Here is a 23,851-nt window from a genome sequence, read left to right as displayed (position 1 = left end):
CCGTTACCGCACGAGCTCGCCGTCCTCGCGCGCGCGTGCACCGGGGATTTTTGCATGCGCGGCCTCGCGGCACTCGGGCTTTTCGATGCTGATCCGGGGCAGCAGACGGCCCATCCACCGGGGCAGCCACCAGTTCGCGCCGCCGAGCATGTGCATCAGCGCGGGCACCAGCAGGGTGCGCAGTACGAAGGCGTCCAGCGCCACGGCAGCGGCGAGGCCGATGCCGAACATGGCGATGACGCGGTCGCCGCTGAGCACGAAGGCGAGGAAGACGGAGATCATGATGACGGCCGCGGAGTTGATCACGCGGCTGGTCTCGGCGAGCCCGACCCGCACCGCGCGCTGGTTGTCGCCGGTCTGGAGCCATTCCTCGTACATCCGGCTCACCAGGAAGACCTGGTAGTCCATGGAGAGGCCGAAGAGCACAGAGACCATGATCACCGGCAGGAAGGGCTCGATGGGGCCCGCGCTGCCGAGGCCGAGCAGCTCGCTGCCCCAGCCCCACTGGAAGACGCCCACGACGATGCCGAAGGCGGAGGCGACGGCGAGGACGTTCATCGCCGCGGCCTTCAGCGGGATGCCGAGGGAGCGGAAGGCGAGCAGCAGCAGGAGGCAGCCGAGCGCGATGACGACGCCGACGAAGAGGGGCAGCTTACCGACTATGACCTCTGCGAAGTCGTCGTAGCCGGCGGTGACACCGCCGACGTGCACCTGGAGCGAGGTGCCGTTCTCCGCGACCGGCAGGACCTCGGTGCGCAGGCGGTCGACGAGTTCGCTCGTCATCTTCGACTGCGGCGAGGACTCAGGGATGACGGTCAGCACCGCCGTGTCCCCGCTGCTGTTGTAGGCGACGGGCCCGGCGGACGCGATGCCGTCGGTGGCGCGGAGGTCCTCCCGGAGCCGGTCCAGCGCCATGTGGTCGTCGGGTCCCTCCAACTCGGCGACGAGTGTGAGGGGCCCGTTGACGCCGGGGCCGAAGCCCTCGGCGAGCATGTCGTACGACTGCCGGGTGGTGGCGGAGGCGGGGCCGTTGCCCTGATCGGACGTGCCGAGGTGCAGAGAGAACGTCGGCAGGGCCAGCACCAGCATGACAGCCGCGGCGAAGGCGCCCAGCAGCTTGGGCCGGCGCTCGACGAAGGCGGACCATCGGGCGGCGAAGCCGGTCGGCGTTTCGGGCTGCGGCCCCTCTTCGGCGAGCCGCCGGCGCTCGCGCCGGCTCAGGGCCCGCATGCCGATCATCGAGAGCATGGCGGGCAGCAGCGTCACGGACGCGGCGACGGTGAGGACGACGGTGAGGGAGGCGGCGATCGCGACGCCGTTGAGGAAGCCGAGTCGCAGGATCAGCATTCCGAGGAGCGCGATGCAGACGGTGGCGCCGGCGAAGACGACGGCGCGGCCCGTGGTGGCCACGGCGTCGCGAACCGCCTCGTCCACCGGGAGGCCGCGCTTGAGCCCCTTGCGGTGTCTGGTGACGATGAAGAGCGCGTAGTCGATGCCGACGCCGAGGCCGATCAGGAGGCCCAGCATGGGCGCGAAGTCGGCGACGGTCATGACGTGGCCGAGGAGAACGATGCCCGCGTAGGCGGTTCCGACGGACACGAGCGCCGTGGCGATGGGCAGCACGCTGGCGGCGAGGGAGCCGAAGACGAGGAAGAGGACGACCGCGGCGACCGCCACACCGACCATTTCGGCGAGATGCCCGTCGGGGGCCTCGGTCAGGGCGATGGCGCTGCCGCCGAGTTCGAGGTCCACCCCGTCGCCCGCGGCGGCCTTCGCGGTGTCGACGACGGCCCTGGCCTGCGCCTCGGGAATGTCCTCGACCTGCTGGTCGAAGGCGACCACGGCGAAGGCGGTGCGGGAGTCGGGGCTGATCTGCGTGGTGCCGTCGCTGCCGTACGGGCTCACGACCCCGGCTATGCCGTCGAGCCCGGCGACGTCCTGGAGCATGTCGGACATGCGCTTCTCGACGTCCGGGGCCCGGACGCTGCCGCTGTCGGTGCGCCAGACGATGGTGTCGCTGTCGCCGGCCCGGCCGTGGAAGCCGTCCTGGAGGAGAGCGGTGGCACGGCCGGATTCGGTGCCCGGGACCTCGTAGTCGTTGGAGTAGGCGGCTCCGGCGATTCCCGCGGCGGCCGCGGCGCCGCCGAGGGTGGCGAGCCAGAACAGGACGACGACGAGGCGGTGCCTGACGCACCACCGGGCAATTGCTGCCAACGGACCGGCTCCCCTGATGGTTCGTGGATCTTTGGTCGGGAAAGGCCCGCAAAGAACTCATGACCTGCAAGAAGACACTCTGGCAGCCAATCGTGATCGTTTGTCCCTTTCGTGGGGTGAGTCACACAGATGCACACCGGTGCAAAGCGGTGCACATCGCTGCCCCATGACAGCGATGTGCACCGCTCACCCGGGACACGCGCCGCGTCAGCCCGAGACGCTGGGGCGGCCGTTCTCGATGTGTCCCATCAGCCGGCGCCGGAAGCCGGACTCCCGCTCAGGCCCCTCGACGGTCACCTCGAGGTCGTACCAGCCGTGCGCGTCGGCCGCCGAGTGGACGACGGTGCGGCTGCGTCCGGCCTTCACGGTGATCCTGCGGGTCCAGCCGTGCAGGTCCGCCTCCTCGACATAGCCGAGGGGCCGCACCGTGAATGTGAGGGGCGCGCTGCCGCTGTTGCGCAGCGTGAGGTGCACGTCGCGGTCGTGGTGGTCGATGACGGAGCGGACCTCTGCGGTGCCCCGCGCGGGGCCGGCGAACTCCCGGCGGAAGCCGTTCGGGCCGGTGATCGTAAAACGGTAGTCCGCACGCGTAAGGGGCACCGTCCACTGCGCCTCGCCCCTTACGTCCCGGTGCTGCGGCACGGGGAACTCGCCCGCGTACGGATAGAGCGCGAAGTGCGCGCTCGCCCGGCCGCTGTTGCGGACCGCCACGGTGACCGCGCCGGCGGACAGCGTCGCGTGGGCGTCGGCCTGGTACGGCAGAGGACGCGCGGGACGGGTGCCCGGCTCCTGGACGGGCATCGACTGCACCGCGGGAGGCGCGGGCCGCCAGCGGCCCGTGAACGCGGGTATCTCCCCCGGCTGCTCCACCTCCGGCAGGGGGCGGGCCCTGCCGAAGTCGAAGGCCGAGGTGAGGTCGCCGGTCACGGTGCGCCGCCACGGTGTGATGCCCGGCTCCTCGACCCCGGTCCACCGTTCCAGCAGCCGGATCACCGAGGTGTGGTCGAAGACCTCGGAGCAGACGTAGCCACCGACCGACCAGGGCGAGACGACCAGCATGGGGACGCGGATCCCGAGGCCGGTCGGGAGCCCCTGCCAGCGTTCGTCGGTGTTGTCGGCGGGCGGGACCGGCGGCGGCACATGGTCGAAGAAGCCGTCGTTCTCGTCGTAGTTGATCAGGACGACGGTGCGCCGCCAGACCTCGGGGTGCGAGGCGAGGGCGTCGAGGACCTTGTAGACGAGGGAGGCGGAGGCGATGGGCGACGAGGTCCCGGGGTGCTCGGAGTCCACGGCCGACGGCACGAGGTAGGACACGGCGGGGAGCCGGCCGGCGGCCACGTCGGCGCGGAAGCTCTCCGCGAGGGTGCCGGTCTCGACCCGGCGCAGCCCGCGCTCGAAGAGCGACCGCTCGCTCTTCGAGAGCTTCGCGACGCCCCGCTCGAGCGACGCGAGCAGCGCGGCGCGCTCCGCGGCGTCCTCGGTCTCGCGGACCTTGGCGTAGAAGGCCTCCATGTACGTGAAGTCACCGGACTCCGCCAGCGCCTTGCGCGCGATCTTCTTGAAGCTCGTGAAGAACTCGATGCTGTTGTCGGTGAAGTTCTCCCACTCCGTGTACGTCTTCCAGCTGCGGCCCGCCCGCTCCAGGCGCTCCGCGTACGTGGGCCACGGGTAGCCGGGGTGGGTGCCCTCGGCGTACGCGGCGTTGGTCACGGCCCGGCTGCCGTCGGCCTCGTGTCCCGTCCAGCCGCTCCAGAGATGGTTGCGGTTCGGGTTCGTCGACGTGTGGATCGAGGAGTGGTAGGCGTCGCAGATGGTGAAGGTGTCCGCGAGCTCGTAGTGCAGCGGCAGGTCGCGCCGGTCGTAGTAGGCCATGGTCGCGGCGGTCTTCGCCGAGACCCAGCCGTCCATCCAGCCGTCGCGCCATGCCTTGGCGCCGCCGCCCCACGAGTGGTCGAGGTCGCCGATGTACTGGAGGTCCTTCCGCTGCGCCGCGGCGGCCTCCCGGACGGGGAAGGGCAGCACCGGTCCCTGCGACGCGGGCTGCTCGAAGACCGTCCTGCCGGAGGGGAGTTCTACGGCGTTGCGGTCGCCGAAGCCGCGCACTCCGCGCAGCGTCCCGAAGTAGTGGTCGAAGGACCTGTTCTCCTGCATGAGGATCACCACGTGCTCGACCGCGCGCAGCCCGCCGGCCGGGGGATCAGCGGCGAGAGCCGCCTGGAGAGACGGCGGCAGCAGTGATCCCGCGGCCGCCGCGCCGAGTGCTCCCGTACCGAAAGCGAGCACTCTTCTGCGCGAAATCTCCGGTGACATCCCGATCTCCCGTCGACGGCCAATGGTTCGTCCTTGAGCCATTGCTCCGCAGGGACGGTAATCGGAGCGGATGTCCCCCGGAAGGCCTAATGACATCCGAGTGGTGAACGTCCAAGAGACCGGCCAGGGATTCCGATCGGCATCCTGCCGGCGGCGGACCCGATCGCTCCACCGTACTGGGGGCCGGGGCATCCGGCCTCGAGGGGCGCACGACGGCGGGAATCGGCCGTGGTCCACAAGACGAGCGGATTTGTCGGCGCCGACTGGCACGATGGCCGACATGGAATACAGGGGGATCCACCAGACGGCCCTGACGCCCGCGGACGCCGCGGAGTTCGCCCGCATGCTCCATGACGCTCCCGGCCCGCACCTGGGCCGCGCCCCCGTCCCCGTGCTCGTCCACGAGCCGGACAGCACTCCTGCCGGGCGCCGCCTCGCGCTCCAGGGAGTGTACGACGCGATCGTGGCGCGGATCGGCGAGCCGACGCTGTACGGCGGCTCGGCGGAGGGCCCGAGCGTCCGCTGGCGTGACGGCCGCAGAACCGTCCTGCTCGCCGGGGACCGGCAGCAGGTGGGGCTGTCGGTCCACGACACCTTGACCTTCGAGGGCGAGGAGCGGCGGGCCTTCGAGTGGGGCGGCGCGTGGTCCGGCGGCGAGCCGTACGACCCGGCGTTGCTTCCGTACGTGTGGCAGCTGGACCGCAGCGGCCCCGGCGAGCGCCCGACGTCCCGTCCGGGCGGCCGTCCCGCCGCGGACCTGGCGCAGTTCCAGTACGGCCTTCAGCTGCTTCTCGCGGCGTGGGTGGAGCAGCTGCCGGTGCAGGTCGGCACCGACTGGGCGAGCTTCTGCCTGACCAGCGCCGTCGACCGGGGCCGCCAGCTGCTCGTGTCCTACAGCCTCGAGGACGGCCTCCAGGCGTCGATCGACGACCGCGACGGGGAGAACAACGAGGACCGCGCCAGGACGATGCTCGCCCGCGGCTGGCAGAGCAGGGACCGCGGCTGGTGGCAGACGGACTTCCCCGATCCCGGGCCGGAGAGCGCCGGGGACCTGGCCGCCCTCGTCGTCACCGAGCTGTGCGCCCGCGGCACCAGGGCGCCGGAGGAGCTCCGTGCGAGGGACGTGAGCTGCAAGGACCGGGGCGAACTGTGGCTGCCGGTACTGGGCGTCCGCCACTGACCGAACGTCCGCCCGCCGCCGTGCGGCATCCGGCCTGGTCCGAATGGAGGACCCTAGGCGCCGAGCAGCCCCGCCACGGGCGCGGCCTGGCTGGTGAGCGGGTCCAGCTCACCGGGCACCTCGGCCAGCCTGTTGAGGCCGGAGAGCTGCTCGGAGGTGCTCGGCATCTGCCCGCGCCGCTCCGGTGCGACGGAGCTCTCGTTGAGGGTGTCGACCGTGTCCATGACGGACAGCGTCCCGACGGGGAGTTCGGGTGAGGCGGCGGTCGCGGCGGGGGCCGCGAGCGCGGAGGCGCCGGTGGCGAGGGCGAGAGCGGCGAGTACACGGTGTGCTGTGGTCATGTGGTGACAACGGCCCGGCTCCCCGATCGGTAACGCGGGGATTCACCCCGCGGTGCGGCTGCCGCCGCCACCAGAAGGCGCATGCCGCGCCCCACAGGCGACGCGGACGCCGGGAACACGGAAGGGCGGCACTCACCCGTGGTGCGCGCCGCCCTCGCCGTGCAGAGCCGTCAGCCCTCGGTGACGCCCAGCTTCTGAAGGATCAGTTCCTTCACCCTGGCCGCGTCGGCCTGGCCGCGGGTGGTCTTCATGACCGCGCCCACGAGCGCTCCCGCCGCCGCGACCTTGCCTCCGCGGATCTTGTCCGCGATCGCCGCGTTGCCCGCGATGGCCTCGTCGACGGCCGCGCCGAGCGCGCCCTCGTCCGAGACGACCTTCAGGCCGCGCTTGTCCACGACGGTGTCCGGGTCGCCCTCGCCCGCGAGCACGCCCTCGAGACACAAGCGCGCCAGCTTGTCGTTGAGCGAGCCCTCCTTGACCAGCGCGGTCACCCGGGCGACCTGCGCCGGGGTGATCGGCAGCTCGTCCAGGGCCTTGCCCGACTCGTTGGCGCTGCGGGCCAGTTCGCCCATCCACCACTTGCGGGCCTGGTCGGCCGGTGCGCCCGCCTCGATCGTGGCGACGATCAGGGCGACCGCGCCGGCGTTGAGGATCGACTGCATGTCGTGCTCGGAGACGCCCCACTCCTCACGCAGCCGGTTGCGCCGAAGACGCGGCAGCTCGGGCAGGGTGGCGCGAAGCTCCTCGACCCACTCGCGCGTGGGCGCGACCGGGACCAGGTCGGGCTCGGGGAAGTAGCGGTAGTCCTCCGCCTCCTCCTTTACCCGCCCGGACGTCGTGGAGCCGTCGTCCTCGTGGAAGTGCCGGGTCTCCTGCACGATGGTGCCGCCGGACGAGAGCACCGCGGCATGCCGCTGGATCTCGTACCTGGCGGCACGCTCCACGCTGCGCAGCGAGTTGACGTTCTTCGTCTCGGAACGGGTGCCGAACTTCTCGGTGCCGTTCGGGCGCAGCGACAGGTTCACGTCGCAGCGCATCTGGCCCATCTCCATGCGGGCCTCGGACACACCGAGGGCCCTGATGAGCTCGCGCAGCTCGGCGACGTACGCCTTGGCGACCTCGGGAGCCCGCGTGCCGGCGCCCTCGATCGGCTTGGTGACGATCTCGATCAGCGGGATGCCGGCCCGGTTGTAGTCGAGCAGGGAGTGGGACGCGCCGTGGATACGGCCGGTGGCGCCGCCGACGTGGGTCGACTTGCCGGTGTCCTCCTCCATGTGGGCGCGCTCGATCTCCACGCGGAAGACCTCGCCGTCCTCGAGCTGGACGTCCAGATAGCCGTTGAAGGCGATCGGCTCGTCGTACTGCGAGGTCTGGAAGTTCTTCGGCATGTCCGGATAGAAGTAGTTCTTCCGGGCGAAGCGGCACCATTCGGCGATCTCGCAGTGCAGCGCGAGGCCGATCTTGACGGCCGACTCGACGGCGACCGCGTTGACGACCGGCAGGGAGCCGGGCATGCCGAGGCAGGTGGGGCAGGTCTGCGAGTTGGGCTCGGCGCCCAGCTCCGTGGAGCACCCGCAGAACATCTTGGTCTTGGTGCCGAGCTCGACATGGACCTCGAGGCCCATGACGGGGTCGTAGGACGCGAGGGCGTCCTCGTACGACACCAGTTCAGTGACGGTCACGATGAAACTTTCCCTCTCAGCCCAGCAGAACGTCGTCGTCGCCGAGCCGCTTCAGCTCGCGGTAGAGGATGGCCAGGCCGGTGACGATGGCGGCGGCGGACACCGCGGCGTCGATCAGCCGCAGCATGTCGCCGTCCTCGCGGGCCAGCCTGGCCTGCTTGGCGACGCTGATCGCGCCGAACGCGGTGCTGCCGAGCGATACGTACAGCCCGGTCTTGGACTTCTTGAAGTTCTTGGCCTTCTTTGCCATGGCACTCATAGCGACGGAGCCTCCTCAAGCAGCGGGTGCCCCCAGCGTTCCACGAACGCCGCCTCGACGGCTGCACCGACCTTGTACAGACGGTCGTCCTTCATGGCAGGGGCGATGATCTGCAGGCCGACGGGCAGGCCGTCCTCCGGTGCGAGACCGCAGGGCAGCGACATGGCCGCGTTGCCGGCCAGGTTGGTCGGGATCGTGCACAGGTCCGCGAGGTACATCGCCATCGGGTCGTCGGCGCGCTCGCCGATCGGGAAGGCGGTGGTCGGCGTCGTCGGGGAGACGATCACGTCGACCTGCTCGAACGCCTTCTCGAAGTCCCGGGTGATGAGGGTGCGGACCTTCTGCGCGGAGCCGTAGTACGCGTCGTAGTAGCCGGAGCTGAGCGCGTACGTGCCGAGCATGATGCGGCGCTTGACCTCGTCACCGAAGCCGGCCTCGCGGGTGAGCGCGGTGACGTCCTCCGCGGACTTCGTGCCGTCGTCGCCGACCCGCAGGCCGTAACGCATGGCGTCGAAGCGGGCGAGGTTCGAGGAGCACTCGGAGGGCGCGATCAGGTAGTACGCGGAAAGCGCCAGGTCGAAGGACGGGCAGTCCAGCTCGACGATCTCGGCGCCGAGCTCCTTCAGCAGCTCCACCGACTCGTCGAAGCGCTGCACGACGCCGGCCTGGTAGCCCTCGCCGCGGAACTGCTTGACGATGCCGACGCGCATTCCGGCCACGGAGCCGTTGCGGGCCGCCTCGACGACCGGCGGCACCGGCGCGTCGATGGACGTCGAGTCGAGCGGGTCGTGCCCGGCGATGACCTCGTGGAGCAGGGCGGCGTCGAGGACGGTACGGGCGCACGGCCCGCCCTGGTCGAGGCTGCTGCTGAACGCGACCATGCCGTACCGCGACACTCCGCCGTACGTGGGCTTGACGCCGACGGTCGCGGTCACGGCGGCGGGCTGACGGATCGAGCCGCCGGTGTCCGTGCCGATGGCGAGCGGCGCCTCGTAGGAGGCGAGCGCGGCACTGGAGCCACCGCCGGAGCCGCCGGGGATACGGGTGAGGTCCCACGGGTTACCCGTCGGGCCGTACGCGCTGTTCTCGGTCGAGGACCCCATGGCGAACTCGTCCATGTTGGTCTTGCCGAGGATGACGACGTCGGCCGCCTTGAGCCGCTGGGTGACCGTCGCGTCGTACGGCGGGATCCAACCCTCGAGGATCTTGGAGCCGACCGTGGTGGGGATGCCCTCCGTGGTGAAGATGTCCTTCAGCGCGAGCGGGACACCGGCGAGAGGACCGAGCTTCTCGCCCTTCGCGCGCTTCTCGTCGACGGCGCGGGCCTGGGCGAGCGCGCCCTCGCGGTCGACGTGGAGGAAGGCGTGGACCTTCTCGTCGACGGCCTCGATACGGGCCAGGTGGGCCTGCGTCACCTCGACGGCCGTGAGCTCGCCGGCGGCGATCTTCGCGGCGATCTCGGCGGCGGTGAGCTTGATGATGCTGTCCGACATGGTGATTAGTCCTCCCCCAGGATCTGCGGCACCTTGAAACGCTGCTGCTCCTGGGCCGGGGCGCCGGAGAGCGCCTGCTCGGGGGTGAGCGACGGACGGACCTCGTCCGCGCGCATGACGTTGGTCAGCGGCAGCGGGTGGGAGGTCGGCGGTACGTCTTGGTCGGCGACCTCGGAGACGCGGGCGACCGCGCCGATGATGTCGTCGAGCTGACCGGCGAAGTGCTCGAGCTCTTCGCCGGACAGCTCCAGACGCGCCAGCCGTGCGAGGTGGGCGACCTCCTCGCGCGTGATGCCAGGCATGCAGCGATCCTCAGGGGTGAGTGTGATGGTTTTGGCCCAATCCTATGGGGCGAGCCCCGCTGACCGTGAAACGGTTGTCTTCCCCCGCCGCGGCCTCCCCTTGCGACCCGGCCCGTACGTGTTGCCCCCCAACCCCGAAACCCGGCCCACGCCACGGCGGCTCTGCCCATGCCCCCTGCGCGGGGCCGGCGCCGCGCCTGCTGCCCGGCAGGGCCCGGGACCGGACGCTACGCGCACTGCGCAGGGCCGTCACCGATACCGCCGGGATCCGCTTCCCCGCCCGGCGGCGGGCCGCTGCCCGGCGGGGAAAGTCGGGAACACCGCCGTCAGAGGCCTACGTCACCGCGCGGCCCGACGTGCGGTTCGCGCGCGCCTGGGGCGGGGGGATCTCACCGGCCGCCGGAAGGGCCGGACGGTGCCAGCCGTGCTCGCCGCGGGCCAGCAGCCACGCCGTGGCCTCCTGCGGAGGCATCGCCGCGGCTACCAGCCACCCCTGCACCGCGTCGCAGCGGAGGTCCCTCAGCCGCTCCCAGGTCTCGTCGTCCTCGACGCCCTCCGCGACCACCAGCAGGCCGAGGGAGTGGGCGAGGTCCACGGTGCAGCGGACGATCTCCGCGTCCTCTGCGTCGACCGCGAGCCTGGCCACGAAGGAGCGGTCGATCTTCAGCTCGCTGACGGGCAGCCGGCGCAGGTGGACCAGGGACGAGTAGCCGGTGCCGAAGTCGTCCAGCGACATCTTCACGCCGTGGTCGGCGAGCCCGGCCAGGGTGTCCGCGGCCCGCTGCGGGTCCTCCAGCAGCACGTGTTCCGTTATCTCCAGCTGGAGCGCGCCCGCGGGGACGCCGTGCCGGGCGAGCCGCGCGGCCACGGCCCCGGCGAAGCCGGGCGTGTGGACGTCGCGGGGCGAGACGTTGACGGCGACCGGGACCTCGAGTCCCTGCGCGCGCCATGTGGCCACCTGGGCGAGTGCCGTCTCGAGGACGTACTCGGTCAGATGCGGCATCAGTCCGGAGGACTCGGCGATGGCGATGAACTCGTCCGGGGGGACCCGCCCCCGCTCGGGGTGGACCCAGCGGACGAGGGCCTCGAGACCGGCGACGTGCCCGTCGAAGCGGACCTTGGGCTGGTAGTGGAGTTCGACGTCTCCGGCGTCCAGCGCGCGGCGCAGGTCGCCGAGGAGACCGAGCCTGTCGGGGGTGTTGCTGTCGCGCTTGGATTCGTACACCTCGACGCCTGTCCGGTCGCGCTTGGCCTGGTACATCGCCACGTCGGCGCGGCGCAGCAACCCTTCGGCGTCCAGCGCGTGATCGGGGAAGACGGCCAGTCCGGCGCTGGCCTCCAGGACGAGGGTGAGCCCGTCGAGGTCGAGCGGGGAGGACAGATCGGCGACGAGGTGCCGGGCGATCCGCTGCGCGGACGTCGTCGAGTCGGCGGTGGGCAGCAGCACGGCGAACTCGTCGCCGCCGAGCCGCGCGGCCTCCGCTCCCCGCGGCAGGGCGAGCCGGAGCCGGTCGGCGATCTGCAGCAGAAGCCGGTCCCCCGCGAGGTGACCGAGTGTGTCGTTGACGGACCGGAAGCGGTCGAGGTCGATCAGGACGAGCGCGGCGCGTGCGCCGCTGCTCTCCGCGTCCTCCAGTGCGGACCAGGTGCGCTCCAGCAGCCACTGCCGGTTGGGCAGGCCGGTGAGCGGGTCACGCAGCTGCTCCTCGGCCCTGGCCCTGGCGATCCACAGCGTGGAGTCCAGTGCGATCAGCGGTACGGCGAACAGCGGCAGCAGCAGCGGCATCGCGACGGCGACGACGCAGATCAGCGGCGCTATGCCGACGAGCGCGACGGCGACGAGGCCCTGCCGCAGCAGGGCCGTGCGGGCGACGGTCGGCAGACCGCCGGCCTGCGGTGCCAGCACGTACCAGAGCAGTAGCCGGGTGGCGCCCAGATACGCGGTGGCGGCGAGGATCACCTCGGGCGCGGCCGCGGGCTCCCAACCGAGCGGGTCCCAGGGCCGCTCGACGGTGGGCACGACGTCGAAGAGGGCGAGCGCGAGCGCCGCCGCCCCGATGCCGAGGATGTCGACGGCGCCGTGCAGCACGCCCTGCCGCCAGCGGTTGCGGCAGGCGGCGCCGACGAGGGCCACGACGGCGAGGGAGACCAGCCCCGCCGCCACCCAGCCGAACAGGAGCAGGGTGGCGAGGGTGAGGGCGGCACCCGATCCCGCGCCGCCCAACCAGCGGTCGCGGCCGAGGGCGACGAGATGCCCGACGATGATCCCGGTGAGCACGGCGAGTGACCAGCCGGCGGTGCCGGTGGGGAAGAGCGCGTGCCCCTCCTGCAGGGCCCGTACGACTCCGATGCCCAGCACGAGCGCGGCAGTTGCCACGACGGCCGCGGGCAAGCCGGGTTTCCTGCCCACCAGGGCCGCGAGTGCACGCGGCCGTGAGACCGGGGCGGCGCTCTCGGTCGGTTTCATTCCCGTCCCTCTCACAGCCGGCGGTGCCTCGCGATGGCTCCCGTTGTCATGCCACCACGACTGAATCCCACCACGCAGCCGTGCACGACAGGCGCACATTTCAACAGTAGGCCGCGGGAGACCTGCACGGGCAGCGCTCTACAGCTCTTGCCCGAATGCGACCCGGCCACCCTTAACCATCTGGTATGCGGTGAACGCGTGACCTGTACTGGGCGTTCCACCGGCGCTCCGGGCGTCCGGATCCTGCCCCTCGTGCCGCGCCGGTGCGCCTCATGCGCCCCCGTCGAGCGCCCGTCCGAGCCCCTTTTGTCACGCCTCCTCGGTCACAGCAGCCTCACGAGCCGCCTCCGGTCCCTCTTCGAGAAGGACCGCGAAGCCCGACTCGTCCAGAACCGGCACCTTCAACTGCACGGCCTTGTCGTACTTGGAGCCGGGATTGTCACCGACCACCACGAAGCTCGTCTTCTTCGATACGGAACCGGCCACTTTCGCTCCGAGGCTCTGGAGCGCTTCTTTTGCGCCATCCCTGGTGTGGTTATCCAGCGTTCCGGTGACGACGACCGTCAGCCCCTCGAGCGGACGCGGCCCCGCGTCCTCCCCCGAGCCGTGCTCCTCCATCCGCACGCCCGCCGCACGCCACTTGCGCAGGATCTCGCGGTGCCAGTCCTCCTCGAACCACTGCTTGAGCGCGGCAGCGATGGTCGGGCCGACGCCGTCGACGGCCGCGAGCTCCTCCTGCGTAGCCTGCTCGATACGGTCGATGGACCGGAACTCACGGGCGAGCGCCTCGGCGGCCACCGGGCCCACATGACGGATCGACAGCCCCGTGATGATCCGGGCCAGCGGGCGCTCCTTGGCCGCCGCGATGTTCTCCAGCATCGCCACGGCATTCCTGCGCGGCTCGCCCTTCTGGTTGGCGAACACCGTCGCGATCTTGTCCTCGCCGGTCTTCTGGTCACGCTTGGGAAGGCCGCTGTCCTGGTCGAGGACGTACGCCTTGATGGGCAGCAGCTTGTCCATGGTGAGGTCGAACAGGTCGCCCTCGTCGGCCAGCGGCGGCTCCGCGGGCTCCAGCGGCTGGGTGAGCGCCGCGGCCGCGACGTAACCGAAGTGCTCGATGTCGAGAGCCCTGCGCCCCGCCAGGTAGAAGAGCCGCTCCCGCAACTGGGCCGGACACGAGCGGGCGTTGGGGCAGCGCAGATCGACGTCGCCCTCCTTCATGGGCCGCAGGGCGGTGCCGCACTCGGGACACTCGGCCGGCATCACGAACTCCCGCTCGCTGCCGTCCCGCAGATCCGCCACGGGGCCGAGGATCTCGGGGATGACGTCACCGGCCTTGCGCAACACCACCGTGTCGCCGATGAGGACGCCCTTGGCCTTGACCACGTCCTGGTTGTGCAGGGTCGCGAACTCGACCTCGGAGCCCGCCACCGTCACCGGCTCGACCTGTGCGTACGGGGTGACGCGGCCGGTGCGGCCGACTCCGACGCGGATGTTGACCAGCTTGGTGTTGACCTCTTCCGGCGCGTATTTCCAGGCGATCGCCCAGCGCGGCGCACGCGCGGTCGACCCCAGACGGCCCTGCAGCGGGATCTCGTCGAGCTTGACCACGACCCCGTCGATCTCGTGCTCGACGGAGTGGCGGTGCTCCCCGAAGTAGGCGATGAACTCCCGCACCTCCTCGAGCGAGCCGACCACCTTGTTGTGACGGGCGGTGGGCAGGCCCCACTCACGGAGCAGGTCGTACGCCTGGGAGAGCCGGTCGATCGTCAGGCCCTCGCGGGCGCCGATGCCGTGCACCACCATGCGCAGCGGCAGCGTGGCGGTGACCTTGGGGTCCTTCTGGCGCAGTGAACCGGAGGCCGAGTTCCGCGGGTTGGCGTAGGGCTGCTCTCCGGCTGCCACACGGCGGGCGTTGAGCTCCTGGAACTGCTCCATCGGGAAGTAGACCTCGCCGCGGATCTCCACGAGGTCGGGGATGCGGTCGCCCTTGAGCCGCTTCGGGATTCCGGCGATGGTCCGGACGTTCGGAGTGATGTCCTCGCCCACGCGCCCGTCGCCGCGGGTCGCCGCACGGGTCAGCCGGCCCTTCTCGTAGGTGAGGTTGACCGCGAGGCCGTCGACCTTCAGCTCGCACAGGAAGTGGTAGCCGGGGGCGCCGACGTCACGTGCGACGCGCTCGGCCCAGGCGGCGAGCTCCGCGTCGTCGAAGGCGTTGTCCAGGGAGAGCATCCGCTCGCGGTGCTCGACCTTGGTCAGCTCGGTCTCGTAGTCCCCCGCGACCTTCTGGGTCGGGGAGTCGGGCGTGCGCAGCTCCGGATAGCGCTCCTCGAGCCCTTCGAGCTCCCGGAGGAGCTTGTCGAACTCGGCGTCGCTGATGACGGGGCTGTCCTTCACGTAGTATCGGAAGCGGTGCTCCTCGATCTGCTCGGAAAGGAGCGCGTGCTCCTCCCGTGCCTGGGCGGGCAGGTTCGTCTGCTGTTCGCCGGCCACCGTTTCGTCCTCCCGTTGTCCGTGCACCCGTTACTCAGGGTTGTCCGCGAGGGATCTCGCGGCACGGACGCAGTGGGCGAGCGCCGCGCGGGCGTACGCGGGCGAGGCGCCCGCGAGCCCGCACGTCGGAGTGATCACGATCGACTCGGCGAGAGTCCCCGGATTCAGCCCCAGCCTGCGCCACAGTGTCCGTACGCCCTTGACGATATCGGCGCCCACCGACAATCCGGCCGACGCGGTGTCCGTGGAGGGGACGATGCCCGCGAAGAGTTTCGTGCCGCCTTCCACCGCCTCACCGATGGACTCCTCGTCACTTTCCGTAAGCAGTCCGAAATCGAACGAGATTCCCTGCGCGCCGGCGCGGCGCAGCAGCGCGAACGGCACGTCCGGTGCGCAGGAGTGCACGACCACCGGTCCCTCCGCGGCGGCCATGACCTCTCGCAGGGTGCTCTCGACGACCTGGCGGTCGACGGCACGGTACGTGCGGTAGCCGCTGGCGGTCCTGACATGGCCGCGCAGTACGGCCGTGAGCGACGGCTCGTCGAGCTGGAGCACGACACGGGCTCCGGGGACCCGGCGGCGCACCTCGGCGAGATGGTTACGCAGTCCCTCGGCGAGGGAGGCGGCGAGGTCCCGGCACGCGCCGGGGTCGCCGAGCGCGGCCTCGCCGCCGCGCCGTTCGAGGGCGGCTGCGAGCGTCCACGGGCCTACGGCCTGTACCTTCAGCGGGCCCTCGTAGCCCTGGGTGAACTCCTCGAGCGCGTCGAGGTCCTCGCCCATCCAGGAGCGGGCCCTGCGGGTGTCGCGACCGGGCCGGTCGCTGATCCGCCAGCCGCTCGGCTCCACATGGGCGTACATCTCGACGAGAAGGCCGACGGTCCGGCCGATCATGTCGGCGCCCGGCCCCCGGGCGGGCAGTTCCGCCAGGTGGACAAACTCCTCGAAGGACCCGGTGACCGTCCTCGCCGCCGCGCGTGCGTCACCGCCGGGCAGGGAGCCCACGCCGGTGGCGGGGCCCCATCGGAACTCGTTCTTCTCGCTCACCCCGGCAGCGTACGTGCCCCCGCGCTCAGCGCCCCGGCCGCACCGTCAGATCGTTGATCTCCGCGTCGCGCGGCAGGTCCAGCGCGGTCAGGATCGCCGTGGCGACCGACTCGGGGTCGATCCAGCGGGCGGGGTCGTACTCCTTGCCCTCCTGCGAGTGCACCTTGGCCTGCATGGGGCTCGCGGTGCGCCCCGGGTAGACGGAGGTGACCCGCACTCCGGCGGCGTGCTCCTCGTGGCGCAGGGAGTCGGCAAGGGCCTTCAGGCCGTGCTTGGAGGCGGCGTACGCGGCCCACTCGGCGTGGGCGGCGAGGCCGGCGCCGGAGTTGACGAAGACCACATGGCCCTGCGCGGCCCGCAGTTGGGGAAGGAACAGCCGGGTCAGCTCGGCGGGCGCGATCAGGTTCACGTTGAGCTGCTGGTGCCAGGTCTTCGGACGCAGGTCGCCCACCGGTCCGAGGTCGACGATGCCCGCGATGTGCAGCAGCGAGTCGACGCTCTCGGGCATGGACTGGTGCCCGAGGGCCCAGGAGATCCTGTCGGGGTCCGCGAGATCGGCGACGAGCGTGCCGGCTCCCGGGTAGCGCGCCTCGAATGCCTTGGCCCGGCCCGCGTCGCGCGCGACGAGGACGACATCGTCGCCCCGCTCGTGCAGACGACGGGCGACGGCCGCGCCGATGCCGGATCCTGCGCCGGTGATCAGATGGGTGGTCATGCCCGCCATGCTCGCACTACTGGATGCCGGCGGACTCCTCGAGGTACGCCATGGCGCCGGCGCCGTCCTCGGCGAAGAACACGAGGTCGGTGAGCGGCAGGGGCAGGAAGCCCTCGTCCTCCATCCGCTGGAACTGCTGCTTGAGGCCGTCGTAGAACCCAGCGGCGTTGAGCAGGACGACCGGCTTGGCGTGATGGCCGTGCTTCTTCAGCTCCAGGATCTCGGTCGCCTCGTCGAGCGTCCCGGTGCCACCGACCATGATCACGACCGCGTCGGACCTGGCGAGCAGCAGCGCCTTGCGCTCCGCGAGGTCCTTGGCGATCACCATCTCGTCGGCATTCGCCCGCGCCTTGGCCTGAAGGAACTCGACGGAGACGCCGACCAGCCGCCCGCCGGACTCCTGCACGCCGTCCGCAACGACCTTCATCAGCCCGCTCTCCGAACCGCCCCACACCAGCGTGTGCCCGCCCTTGCCGATGAGCTCGGCGAACTCGCGGGCGGGGCGGGTGTAGCGCTCGTCGAGATCGGCGGCGGAGAGGAAGACGCAGATGTTCATGCGGCCACCGTAAAGGGGGGCACCGACATCCCGGACGCGGCGCCGGCGTTGCGCGCTGCGGCGGCCCGGTTGCCGACAGCGCAACTCCTCGTCCGGGAAGCGCCGTTCGAGACCTGCCCGGCGGCCGCACAGGGCAACACCGAGCGCGTCGGCCGGACGACGGCCCTCCTCGCCTCGGGGCGGCGGGGTGAGGCGCTCGCCGACCCGAGGCCGCCACTGCTGCTTGACGGGCCAGACGCACGAAGTGGCGCCGGCGCTGGTCCGGCTCTTCAGCGAATGACGCCCCGCGCGGGAGCCGACGCGCCGGCCCATGGATGGGCGTGGCCGGAAGTGCCGCCTCACCACGGCCCGTTGGCGCCGATCATGTCCCTGACCACACTTGTAGGGTGCCTGGTATGAGCCGAGTGACCGTCAACGGTGCAGCGATCCACTACAGCGACCAGGGCCCTGCCGACGGCGTGCCTGTCGTCCTCGTCCACGGGCACCCTTTCAACCGGTCCCTCTGGGCGCCCCAGGCCGAGTCCCTGACCGCGGCCGGGTACCGGGTGATCGCCCCCGACCTGCGCGGTTACGGCGAGAGCGAAGTGATCCCCGGCAAGACCCTGCTCTCCGACTTCGCCGACGACATCGCGGGCCTCCTCGACCATCTCGGTCTCGAGCGCGTGGTGGTCGGCGGGGTCTCCATGGGCGGCCAGATCGCGATGGAGTTCCAGCGTTCGTACGCGCCGCGCGTGCGGGCACTCGTCCTGTCGGACACGTCCCCGGTCGCGGAGACGGAGGAGGGCAAGGCCTTCCGCAACAGCCTCGCCGACCGGCTGCTCTCCGAAGGCATGGACGGGTACGCGGACGAAGTGATCGACAAGATGCTGGCGGCGTACAACGTCACGGCGATGCCGGACGTCGCGGCGCAGGTGCTGACGATGATGCGTGCGACCGCTCCCGAGGGCGCGGCTGCGGCGCTGCGCGGCCGCGCGGAACGGCCCGACTATCGCGACACGCTGGCCGCGGTACAGACGCCGGTGCTGATCATCGTCGGGACGGACGACGCGTACACCCCGGTCTCCGACGCGGAGGCGATGCGTGCTCTGGTCCCGCACGCCACGCTCACGGTGATCGAGAGCGCAGGGCACCTTCCGGGGGCCGAGCAGCCCGCACGGTTCAACGCGGCACTGCTGGCGTTCCTCAAGGAGCAGGTGGCCTAGCGCATCCCCTGCCGGACCTTGTCCGGATCCGGTCGGACCCGTCCGGATCCGGACGGGGCTTCCTAGGCGACCGCCGTCGCCCGCCGGGTCGTCGTCGCGATCGTCGCCGAACCGACCACCCGCGTGCCGTCGTAGAGGACGACCGCCTGGCCGGGGGCCACGCCGCGGACCGGCTCGGTGAAGGTGACCCGCAGCTCGGAGCCGTCGACCAGTTCTGCCGTCACCTCCGTCTCCCCGCCGTGGGCGCGCAGCTGGGCGGTGTACGTGCCGGGGCCCTCCGGGGCCGCGCCGCACCAGCGGGGCTTGATCGCGGTCAGGGCCGTGACATCGAGGGCCTCGACCGGGCCGACGGTCACCGTGTTGTTCACCGGGGAGATGTCCAGGACGTAGCGCGGCTTGCCGTCCGGCGCGGGATGGCCGATGCGCAGGCCCTTGCGCTGCCCGATGGTGAACCCGAAGGCGCCGTCGTGGCTGCCGAGCTTCGTGCCCGACTCGTCGACGATGTCACCCTCCGCGGTACCGAGGCGGTCCGCCAGGAAGCCCTGGGTGTCACCGTCGGCGATGAAGCAGATGTCGTGGCTGTCGGGCTTCTTCGCGACCGCGAGCCCGCGCCGCTCGGCCTCCGCCCGGATCTCGTCCTTGGTGGTCAGCGTGTCGCCGAGCGGGAACATCGCGTGCGCGAGCTGCCTCTCGTCGAGGACGCCGAGCACGTACGACTGGTCCTTGGCCATGTCGCTGGCGCGGTGCAGCTCGCGGCTTCCGTCGTCCTTCAGGACCACGGTGGCGTAGTGGCCGGTGCACACCGCGTCGAAGCCCAGCGCGAGGGCCTTGTCGAGCAGCGCGGCGAACTTGATCTTCTCGTTGCAGCGCAGGCACGGATTGGGCGTGCGTCCCGCCTCGTACTCGGCGATGAAGTCCTCGACGACGTCCTCGCGGAAGCGTTCTGCCAGGTCCCACACGTAGAAGGGGATGCCGATGACGTCCGCGGCACGGCGGGCGTCGCGCGAGTCCTCGATGGTGCAGCAGCCACGGGCACCCGTGCGGAAGGACTGCGGGTTCGCGGAGAGCGCCAGGTGCACACCGGTCACGTCGTGACCGGCCTCTGCCGCGCGGGCGGCGGCGACGGCGGAGTCCACGCCGCCGGACATGGCGGCGAGGACACGGAGGGGACGCTGGGAAGTCTGAGTCATAGCGCTACCAGGGTACGGGTGCCGGGGAACCGAAAGCTCGCGAGTATGCGTTGTGACCGTCATGGGCAGCGACAACAAGCAGGGCGGGGACGGCAGGAAGCGCGGCGTGAGCCGGCGGGCCGTGCTGATCGGCGGCGGGGCGGCGGTCATCGGAGGGGGCGTCCTCGCGGAGGAGGAGCTGCGCCGGCTGTGGCGGGGCATGCCGTGGGTGCGCACGCCGCGCAAGGAGGGCGAGATCGACCACGCGGGCGCGCAGTGGGTCGCGGCCAACGCGGCGAACTGGCGGCTGGCCGACCGCCCCGACGACTTCGAGATCGACCGGGTCGTCATCCATGTCGTGCAGGGCAGTTATCCGACCGCGCTCAAGGTCTTCAGGGACCCTCTGCACGGCGCGGCGACCCACTACGTGGTGCGCAAGGACGGCCATGTGGCGCAGATGATCCGCGAGCTCGACGTCGCGTACCACGCCGGGAACCGCTCGTACAACGAGCGCAGCATCGGCATAGAGCACGAGGGCTTCGTGGACCGGCCACAGGACTTCACCGACGCGATGTACCGCGGCTCGGCGAAGCTGACGGCGGACATCTGCGTGCGCCACGGCATACCGGTGGACCGGGAGCACATCGTAGGACACGTCGAGGTCCCGGGGACGGACCACACCGACCCGGGGCCGCACTGGGACTGGCCGAAGTACATGAAGCTCGTCGCGGCGGAGATGCCGGCGGCCCGGCGGGCGGCGGAGGCGACAGAGAACAGCGCCTGAGCCGCCCGGGCGCCGGTGCGGGGCGCCCGGGCGTCGCCGTCCCCCGGTTTCGAGCAGGGCCGCGCTAGCTCAGGCCCGCCGTACGCGCCCGCTCGACCACTGGACCGATGGCCCGGGCGACGGCTTCCACGTCGGCCTTCGTCGAGGTGTGGCCGAGGCTGAAGCGCAGGGTGCCGCGGGCGAGGTCCGGGTCCGTGCCCGTGGCGAGCAGGACGTGGCTGGGCTGCGCGACACCGGCGGTGCAGGCGGAGCCGGTGGAGCATTCGATGCCCTGGGCGTCGAGCAGCAGGAGCAGCGAGTCCCCCTCGCAGCCTGGGAAGGTGAAGTGCGCGTTGGCGGGCAGCCGGTCGTCCGGGTCGCCGCCGAGGATCGCGTCGGGGACGGCGGTCCGCACGGCGCGCACGAGGTCGTCGCGCAGGGAGCCGATGTCGCGGGCGAAGTCCTCGCGGCGTTCGGTGGCCAGCCGGCCGGCCACCGCGAAGGCGGCGATGGCCGGGGCGTCGAGGGTGCCGGAGCGTACGTGGCGTTCCTGGCCGCCGCCGTGCAGGACGGGGACGGGGCTGTACTCGCGGCCGAGCAGCAGGGCGCCGATGCCGTACGGGCCGCCGATCTTGTGCCCGGAGACCGTCATCGCCGCGAGCCCCGACGCGGCGAAGTCCACATCCAGCTGCCCGAAGGCCTGGACCGCGTCGGCGTGCAGCGGTACGCCGAACTCCTTCGCCACGGCCGCGAGTTCGGCGACCGGCATGACGGTTCCGATCTCGTTGTTGGCCCACATGACGGTGGCGAAGGCAACGTCGTCCGGGTTCCGGCCGATGGCCTCCCGCAGCGCCTCGGGGTGGACTCTGCCGTACGGATCGACGGGCAGGTACTCGACGGTCGCGCCCTCGTGTTCGCCGAGCCAGTCCACCGCATCGAGCACGGCGTGGTGTTCGACCGGGCTGGCCAATATGCGGGTGCGGGCGGGGTCGGCGCCGCGGCGTGCCCAGTACAGGCCCTTCACCGCGAGGTTGTCCGCCTCGGTACCGCCCGAGGTGAAGACGACTTCGCTCGGCCTGGCGCCGAGTGCCTCCGCGAGCGTCTCGCGGGCCTCCTCGACGGTACGGCGGGCCCGTCGCCCGGCTGCGTGGAGTGCGGACGCGTTGCCGGTGACGGAGAGCTGGGCGGTCATCGCCTCGACGGCCTCCGGCAGCATCGGAGTGGTCGCGGCGTGGTCGAGGTAAGCCATGGTGGCCTCGATTCTACGAGGCTCAGTGGGGGCGCGGACGCGGCGCAGGGGCGCACGGGCCCCGGGCCTGCGCCCCGGGCCGGACGGGTGGGGGGCCGGGAGCGGCTCTGTCCCGGCCGGGACCGTCGGCGATCAGCCTCCGAAGCCCCAGACGACCGTGCCATTGGCGGTCACGAGCACGGCGAGCACCACGAGATCGGCGATGCCGAGGGCAAGGCCGAGGAAGGCGCGGCCGCGGCGTACGGTGCCGCGCCGGAGGGCGAGCGCCGCGAGCACGACGGCGGTGGGGCCGAGCACGATGTTCATCACGAGCAGCCCGACGAGGCCGAGCACGAAGGCCGCGACGGCCATGCCGTCGGCGTCCTTGCGGCCTTCCGCCGCGGGGCCGTCCCCCGGGCCGTTCGCGACCGTCGGCGCCTCGGGGGTGTCTTCGGCGCCGGCCGCCGCGGACGGGCGGCGGTCGCCGCCGTGGGGCCGGGGACGTACGAGTTCGGCGAGTTGCATGACGTCTCTCCTTCCGGTTCCGGTACGAGGACTGTGCGGGCGGTTCAGTCGCGCCGGGCCCGGCCGCGCTCGCGCACGGCGAAGACGAGCAGCCAGCATCCGATGGCGGAGGCTGCCACCAGCGAGACGGACGCGGGGAGTTGGACCACGGCGCCCAGCATGATTCCGAGCAGAAGAAGTGCTGCTACCAGGGCGATCATCGTCATCCTTTCGGCGACTTCTAGGTGAACAGTTGTTAGTACGAGTGTTCACTGACTGGTGAGTCTACTCTTCCCTTCTTCGGAGAACGGTTGTTTACTCGATGTCATGAGTCACACCGCCGGCATCCGCCAGGCCCAGAAGCAGAAGACCCGACAGGCCCTCCTCGAGGCCGCGCTGGAGCTGCTCGAGGAGCAGAGTCTGAGCAGCCTCGGGCTGCGCGAGGTCACTCGGGCCGTGGGTGTCGCGCCGACCGCGTTCTACCGGCACTTCCGCGACACGGCGGACCTCGGGGTGGCTCTGGTCGAGGAGACGCTCGGCAGCCTGCACCTCACGATCGGGGAGGCACTGCGCGAGCCCCACGACGAGGCCCGCATCGAGCGGACCGTGGCGCTGGTCGCCGGACTCGTCCGCACCTTCCCCGCCCACGTCCGCTTCATCGCCCGCGAGCGGCACGGCGGCGTGGCGGCGGTCCGCGCGGCGATAGGCGAGCAACTCGACCGTTTCTCCGAGGAGGTGGCGGCCGCGTTCGCCGACGAACCGGAGTCGGCCGGCTGGAGCGAGGAGGACCTCCGGATGCTGGCCGGCGTATACGTCGACCACATGGTGATGACGGCCTCGTCGTTCCTGGAGGCCGGCCCCGGCGGCGAGGACAGGGTCCGCGCCTTGGCCGTACGGCAGTTGCGCCTCATCAGCCTCGGCCGCCGCCACTGGCTGGACGCGCCCTGACCTGCCCGCCGGAAACGCACCGGCTGCCTCCCACCACAGGGGGCGGGAGGCAGCCGGAGACGTTCTTGACGGCGGGGCGCGCCGATGCGGCAGAACCGCAGGCGGAACTACTGGCCCCGAGGGGCCTTGGCCAGCTGACGGGACTGGGCCACCAGTCGGTCCGCGGAGTCCCAGACGTCCGCGTCCTCCTCGAGGAAGCCGCCTGCCAGGTTCCGCGTCGTGATCGAGACCCGCAGCGGGCCGGGCGCCGGGCGGCAGCGGATGTGGGTGGTCAGCTCGACCGTCGGGGTCCAGCCGGAGAGCCCGAGCTCGAACGACGTCGGCGGCAGCGCGTCCACCGTCAGCAGCAGGGACAGCGGGTCCGCGTCGCGGCCGTCCGCGAGACCGAACCAGCCCCGCATCTCACCCTTGCCGGAGGGCGCGCCGATCGCCCATCCGACCGTCGCCGGATCCAGCTTGATGTCGAGCCGCTCGGTGATCGCGGAGCTGCCGGGTATCGAAGGCTGCCCGTCGGCCGGTCCGAGGCACTGCTCGAGCGGCGGGATCGCCGGGGGCGCGGCGGCGGTGCGGACGTCGTCGGGCAGGGAGTCCAGATCGCCGTAGGTGGCCAGCACACGGATCCGCTCGACCTCAGTGCCGTCCTCCTCGTACTGGAAGAGGGAGGCCTGACCGGTGGAGAGCGTGCGGCCGGTGCGCACCGCCTGGGTGCGGATCACCGCGGGCCCCGGTTGGGAGGCCGTGAGGTAGTGCGCCGACACGGAGAAGGGGTCGGGGTGCGGCAGCGCGTCACCGAGCGCCCGACCCATGAGGGCCAGCAGATAGCCGCCGTTGACGGCGTGGATGATCGTCCAGCCCGCCGAGAGTTCCACGTCGTAGACGCCGTCCGCACGCCGCGTGATCGCCGTGTCCCGGTCGAATTCACTGTTTCCGACGGTCGCCTGAGTCGCTGCTTCTGCCATGGCGGTACGGTACAACAGACAA

General features: G+C 71.5%; 21 protein-coding genes. 4 read left to right on the top strand and 17 right to left on the bottom strand.

Annotation, left to right across the window (positions count from 1 at the left end; translation table 11 throughout):
• Positions 1-3: 3 nt before the first annotated feature.
• A complete protein-coding gene (locus MDN94_RS15700; RefSeq protein WP_482726416.1) occupies positions 4-2,214 on the bottom strand; it encodes an MMPL family transporter in 2,211 nt (736 codons plus the stop codon).
• Positions 2,215-2,421: 207 nt separating this feature from the next.
• The gene (locus MDN94_RS15695; protein ID WP_482726415.1) at positions 2,422-4,524 is read right to left on the bottom strand and encodes a phosphocholine-specific phospholipase C; all 2,103 of its coding nucleotides are present in this window, start codon (positions 4,522-4,524) and stop codon (positions 2,422-2,424) included.
• A 271-nt stretch (positions 4,525-4,795) separates the two neighbouring features.
• On the opposite strand from MDN94_RS15695, the gene MDN94_RS15690 reads away from it, so the two are divergent.
• Positions 4,796-5,704 (top strand): hypothetical protein, encoded by a 909-nt coding sequence (locus MDN94_RS15690; protein WP_482726414.1) that lies wholly within the window; start codon positions 4,796-4,798, stop codon positions 5,702-5,704.
• 53 nt (positions 5,705-5,757) lie between these two features.
• Here the strand turns inward: MDN94_RS15690 and MDN94_RS15685 are convergent, their stop codons facing one another.
• The 10 genes from MDN94_RS15685 to MDN94_RS15640 form a co-directional block, all read right to left on the bottom strand.
• Entirely contained in the window at positions 5,758-6,045 is a 288-nt protein-coding gene (locus MDN94_RS15685; RefSeq protein WP_482726413.1) for a hypothetical protein, read from the bottom strand.
• 170 nt (positions 6,046-6,215) lie between these two features.
• Positions 6,216-7,727, bottom strand: a complete 1,512-nt coding sequence (gene gatB, locus MDN94_RS15680; RefSeq protein ID WP_482726412.1) for an Asp-tRNA(Asn)/Glu-tRNA(Gln) amidotransferase subunit GatB — start codon at positions 7,725-7,727, stop codon at positions 6,216-6,218.
• A 16-nt stretch (positions 7,728-7,743) separates the two neighbouring features.
• Complete coding sequence (locus MDN94_RS15675) at positions 7,744-7,986, bottom strand: hypothetical protein (RefSeq protein ID WP_441266043.1); 243 nt, start codon at positions 7,984-7,986, stop codon at positions 7,744-7,746.
• Positions 7,983-9,479: an Asp-tRNA(Asn)/Glu-tRNA(Gln) amidotransferase subunit GatA gene (gene gatA / locus MDN94_RS15670; protein ID WP_356621119.1), complete on the bottom strand. Its 1,497-nt coding sequence runs from the start codon at positions 9,477-9,479 to the stop codon at positions 7,983-7,985. Before gatA ends, MDN94_RS15675 begins: the two co-directional genes overlap by 4 nt.
• A gap of 5 nt (positions 9,480-9,484) precedes the next feature.
• On the bottom strand, positions 9,485-9,781 hold the full coding sequence (gene gatC, locus MDN94_RS15665; RefSeq protein WP_005311569.1) for an Asp-tRNA(Asn)/Glu-tRNA(Gln) amidotransferase subunit GatC: 297 nt from the start codon (positions 9,779-9,781) through the stop codon (positions 9,485-9,487).
• Positions 9,782-10,115: 334 nt separating this feature from the next.
• Complete coding sequence (locus MDN94_RS15660; RefSeq protein ID WP_482726411.1) at positions 10,116-12,248, bottom strand: putative bifunctional diguanylate cyclase/phosphodiesterase; 2,133 nt, start codon at positions 12,246-12,248, stop codon at positions 10,116-10,118.
• A 309-nt stretch (positions 12,249-12,557) separates the two neighbouring features.
• Complete coding sequence (ligA, locus tag MDN94_RS15655) at positions 12,558-14,741, bottom strand: NAD-dependent DNA ligase LigA (RefSeq protein WP_482726410.1); 2,184 nt, start codon at positions 14,739-14,741, stop codon at positions 12,558-12,560.
• Positions 14,742-14,771: 30 nt separating this feature from the next.
• Complete coding sequence (locus MDN94_RS15650; RefSeq protein WP_482726409.1) at positions 14,772-15,785, bottom strand: methionine synthase; 1,014 nt, start codon at positions 15,783-15,785, stop codon at positions 14,772-14,774.
• Between the two features lie 25 nt (positions 15,786-15,810).
• Complete coding sequence (locus MDN94_RS15645) at positions 15,811-16,509, bottom strand: SDR family oxidoreductase (RefSeq protein ID WP_482726408.1); 699 nt, start codon at positions 16,507-16,509, stop codon at positions 15,811-15,813.
• A 7-nt stretch (positions 16,510-16,516) separates the two neighbouring features.
• Positions 16,517-17,056 (bottom strand): LOG family protein, encoded by a 540-nt coding sequence (locus MDN94_RS15640; RefSeq protein WP_441266048.1) that lies wholly within the window; start codon positions 17,054-17,056, stop codon positions 16,517-16,519.
• Between the two features lie 395 nt (positions 17,057-17,451).
• On the opposite strand from MDN94_RS15640, the gene MDN94_RS15635 reads away from it, so the two are divergent.
• Positions 17,452-18,258 carry an alpha/beta fold hydrolase gene (locus tag MDN94_RS15635; protein ID WP_482726407.1) on the top strand — a complete coding sequence of 269 codons (807 nt, stop codon included), beginning with the start codon at positions 17,452-17,454 and terminating at the stop codon, positions 18,256-18,258.
• A 62-nt stretch (positions 18,259-18,320) separates the two neighbouring features.
• Here MDN94_RS15635 and mnmA read toward each other — a convergent pair whose 3' ends face one another.
• Positions 18,321-19,448, bottom strand: coding sequence for a tRNA 2-thiouridine(34) synthase MnmA (gene mnmA, locus MDN94_RS15630; RefSeq protein WP_482726406.1), 1,128 nt, complete (start codon positions 19,446-19,448; stop codon positions 18,321-18,323).
• A gap of 61 nt (positions 19,449-19,509) precedes the next feature.
• On the opposite strand from mnmA, the gene MDN94_RS15625 reads away from it, so the two are divergent.
• Positions 19,510-20,211: an N-acetylmuramoyl-L-alanine amidase gene (locus MDN94_RS15625; RefSeq protein WP_482726405.1), complete on the top strand. Its 702-nt coding sequence runs from the start codon at positions 19,510-19,512 to the stop codon at positions 20,209-20,211.
• A gap of 64 nt (positions 20,212-20,275) precedes the next feature.
• Here the strand turns inward: MDN94_RS15625 and MDN94_RS15620 are convergent, their stop codons facing one another.
• The 3 genes from MDN94_RS15620 to MDN94_RS15610 form a co-directional block, all read right to left on the bottom strand.
• Positions 20,276-21,439 carry a cysteine desulfurase family protein gene (locus MDN94_RS15620; protein ID WP_482726404.1) on the bottom strand — a complete coding sequence of 388 codons (1,164 nt, stop codon included), beginning with the start codon at positions 21,437-21,439 and terminating at the stop codon, positions 20,276-20,278.
• A 132-nt stretch (positions 21,440-21,571) separates the two neighbouring features.
• Complete coding sequence (locus tag MDN94_RS15615; RefSeq protein ID WP_482726403.1) at positions 21,572-21,943, bottom strand: hypothetical protein; 372 nt, start codon at positions 21,941-21,943, stop codon at positions 21,572-21,574.
• Positions 21,944-21,987: 44 nt separating this feature from the next.
• A complete protein-coding gene (locus MDN94_RS15610; protein WP_167306813.1) occupies positions 21,988-22,143 on the bottom strand; it encodes a hypothetical protein in 156 nt (51 codons plus the stop codon).
• A 106-nt stretch (positions 22,144-22,249) separates the two neighbouring features.
• Between MDN94_RS15610 and MDN94_RS15605 the strand changes: the two genes are divergently transcribed.
• Positions 22,250-22,870, top strand: coding sequence for a TetR family transcriptional regulator (locus MDN94_RS15605; protein WP_482726402.1), 621 nt, complete (start codon positions 22,250-22,252; stop codon positions 22,868-22,870).
• Between the two features lie 107 nt (positions 22,871-22,977).
• Here the strand turns inward: MDN94_RS15605 and MDN94_RS15600 are convergent, their stop codons facing one another.
• Positions 22,978-23,829: a thioesterase family protein gene (locus MDN94_RS15600; RefSeq protein ID WP_482726401.1), complete on the bottom strand. Its 852-nt coding sequence runs from the start codon at positions 23,827-23,829 to the stop codon at positions 22,978-22,980.
• Positions 23,830-23,851: the final 22 nt, after the last annotated feature.

This window comes from Streptomyces sp. WAC00040 (assembly GCF_056835925.1).
The sequence above is the reverse complement of the archived record's forward strand: the minus strand, read 5'-3'. Positions and strand labels throughout refer to the sequence as shown.

Excerpts from the sequence above, each read along its gene's own strand:
- MDN94_RS15625 (WP_482726405.1), top strand. The coding sequence starts at position 19,510 with ATGGGCAGCGACAACAAGCAGGGCGGGGACGGCAGGAAGCGCGGCGTG.
- MDN94_RS15660 (WP_482726411.1), bottom strand. The coding sequence starts at position 12,248 with ATGAAACCGACCGAGAGCGCCGCCCCGGTCTCACGGCCGCGTGCACTC.
- MDN94_RS15635 (WP_482726407.1), top strand. The coding sequence starts at position 17,452 with ATGAGCCGAGTGACCGTCAACGGTGCAGCGATCCACTACAGCGACCAG.
- MDN94_RS15640 (WP_441266048.1), bottom strand. The coding sequence starts at position 17,056 with ATGAACATCTGCGTCTTCCTCTCCGCCGCCGATCTCGACGAGCGCTAC.
- MDN94_RS15620 (WP_482726404.1), bottom strand. The coding sequence starts at position 21,439 with ATGGCTTACCTCGACCACGCCGCGACCACTCCGATGCTGCCGGAGGCC.
- MDN94_RS15605 (WP_482726402.1), top strand. The coding sequence starts at position 22,250 with ATGAGTCACACCGCCGGCATCCGCCAGGCCCAGAAGCAGAAGACCCGA.
- gatC (WP_005311569.1), bottom strand. The coding sequence starts at position 9,781 with ATGCCTGGCATCACGCGCGAGGAGGTCGCCCACCTCGCACGGCTGGCG.
- MDN94_RS15610 (WP_167306813.1), bottom strand. The coding sequence starts at position 22,143 with ATGATCGCCCTGGTAGCAGCACTTCTTCTGCTCGGAATCATGCTGGGC.
- MDN94_RS15695 (WP_482726415.1), bottom strand. The coding sequence starts at position 4,524 with ATGTCACCGGAGATTTCGCGCAGAAGAGTGCTCGCTTTCGGTACGGGA.
- MDN94_RS15645 (WP_482726408.1), bottom strand. The coding sequence starts at position 16,509 with ATGGCGGGCATGACCACCCATCTGATCACCGGCGCAGGATCCGGCATC.
- gatA (WP_356621119.1), bottom strand. The coding sequence starts at position 9,479 with ATGTCGGACAGCATCATCAAGCTCACCGCCGCCGAGATCGCCGCGAAG.
- MDN94_RS15690 (WP_482726414.1), top strand. The coding sequence starts at position 4,796 with ATGGCCGACATGGAATACAGGGGGATCCACCAGACGGCCCTGACGCCC.
- MDN94_RS15615 (WP_482726403.1), bottom strand. The coding sequence starts at position 21,943 with ATGCAACTCGCCGAACTCGTACGTCCCCGGCCCCACGGCGGCGACCGC.
- mnmA (WP_482726406.1), bottom strand. The coding sequence starts at position 19,448 with ATGACTCAGACTTCCCAGCGTCCCCTCCGTGTCCTCGCCGCCATGTCC.
- MDN94_RS15600 (WP_482726401.1), bottom strand. The coding sequence starts at position 23,829 with ATGGCAGAAGCAGCGACTCAGGCGACCGTCGGAAACAGTGAATTCGAC.
- MDN94_RS15675 (WP_441266043.1), bottom strand. The coding sequence starts at position 7,986 with ATGAGTGCCATGGCAAAGAAGGCCAAGAACTTCAAGAAGTCCAAGACC.
- MDN94_RS15685 (WP_482726413.1), bottom strand. The coding sequence starts at position 6,045 with ATGACCACAGCACACCGTGTACTCGCCGCTCTCGCCCTCGCCACCGGC.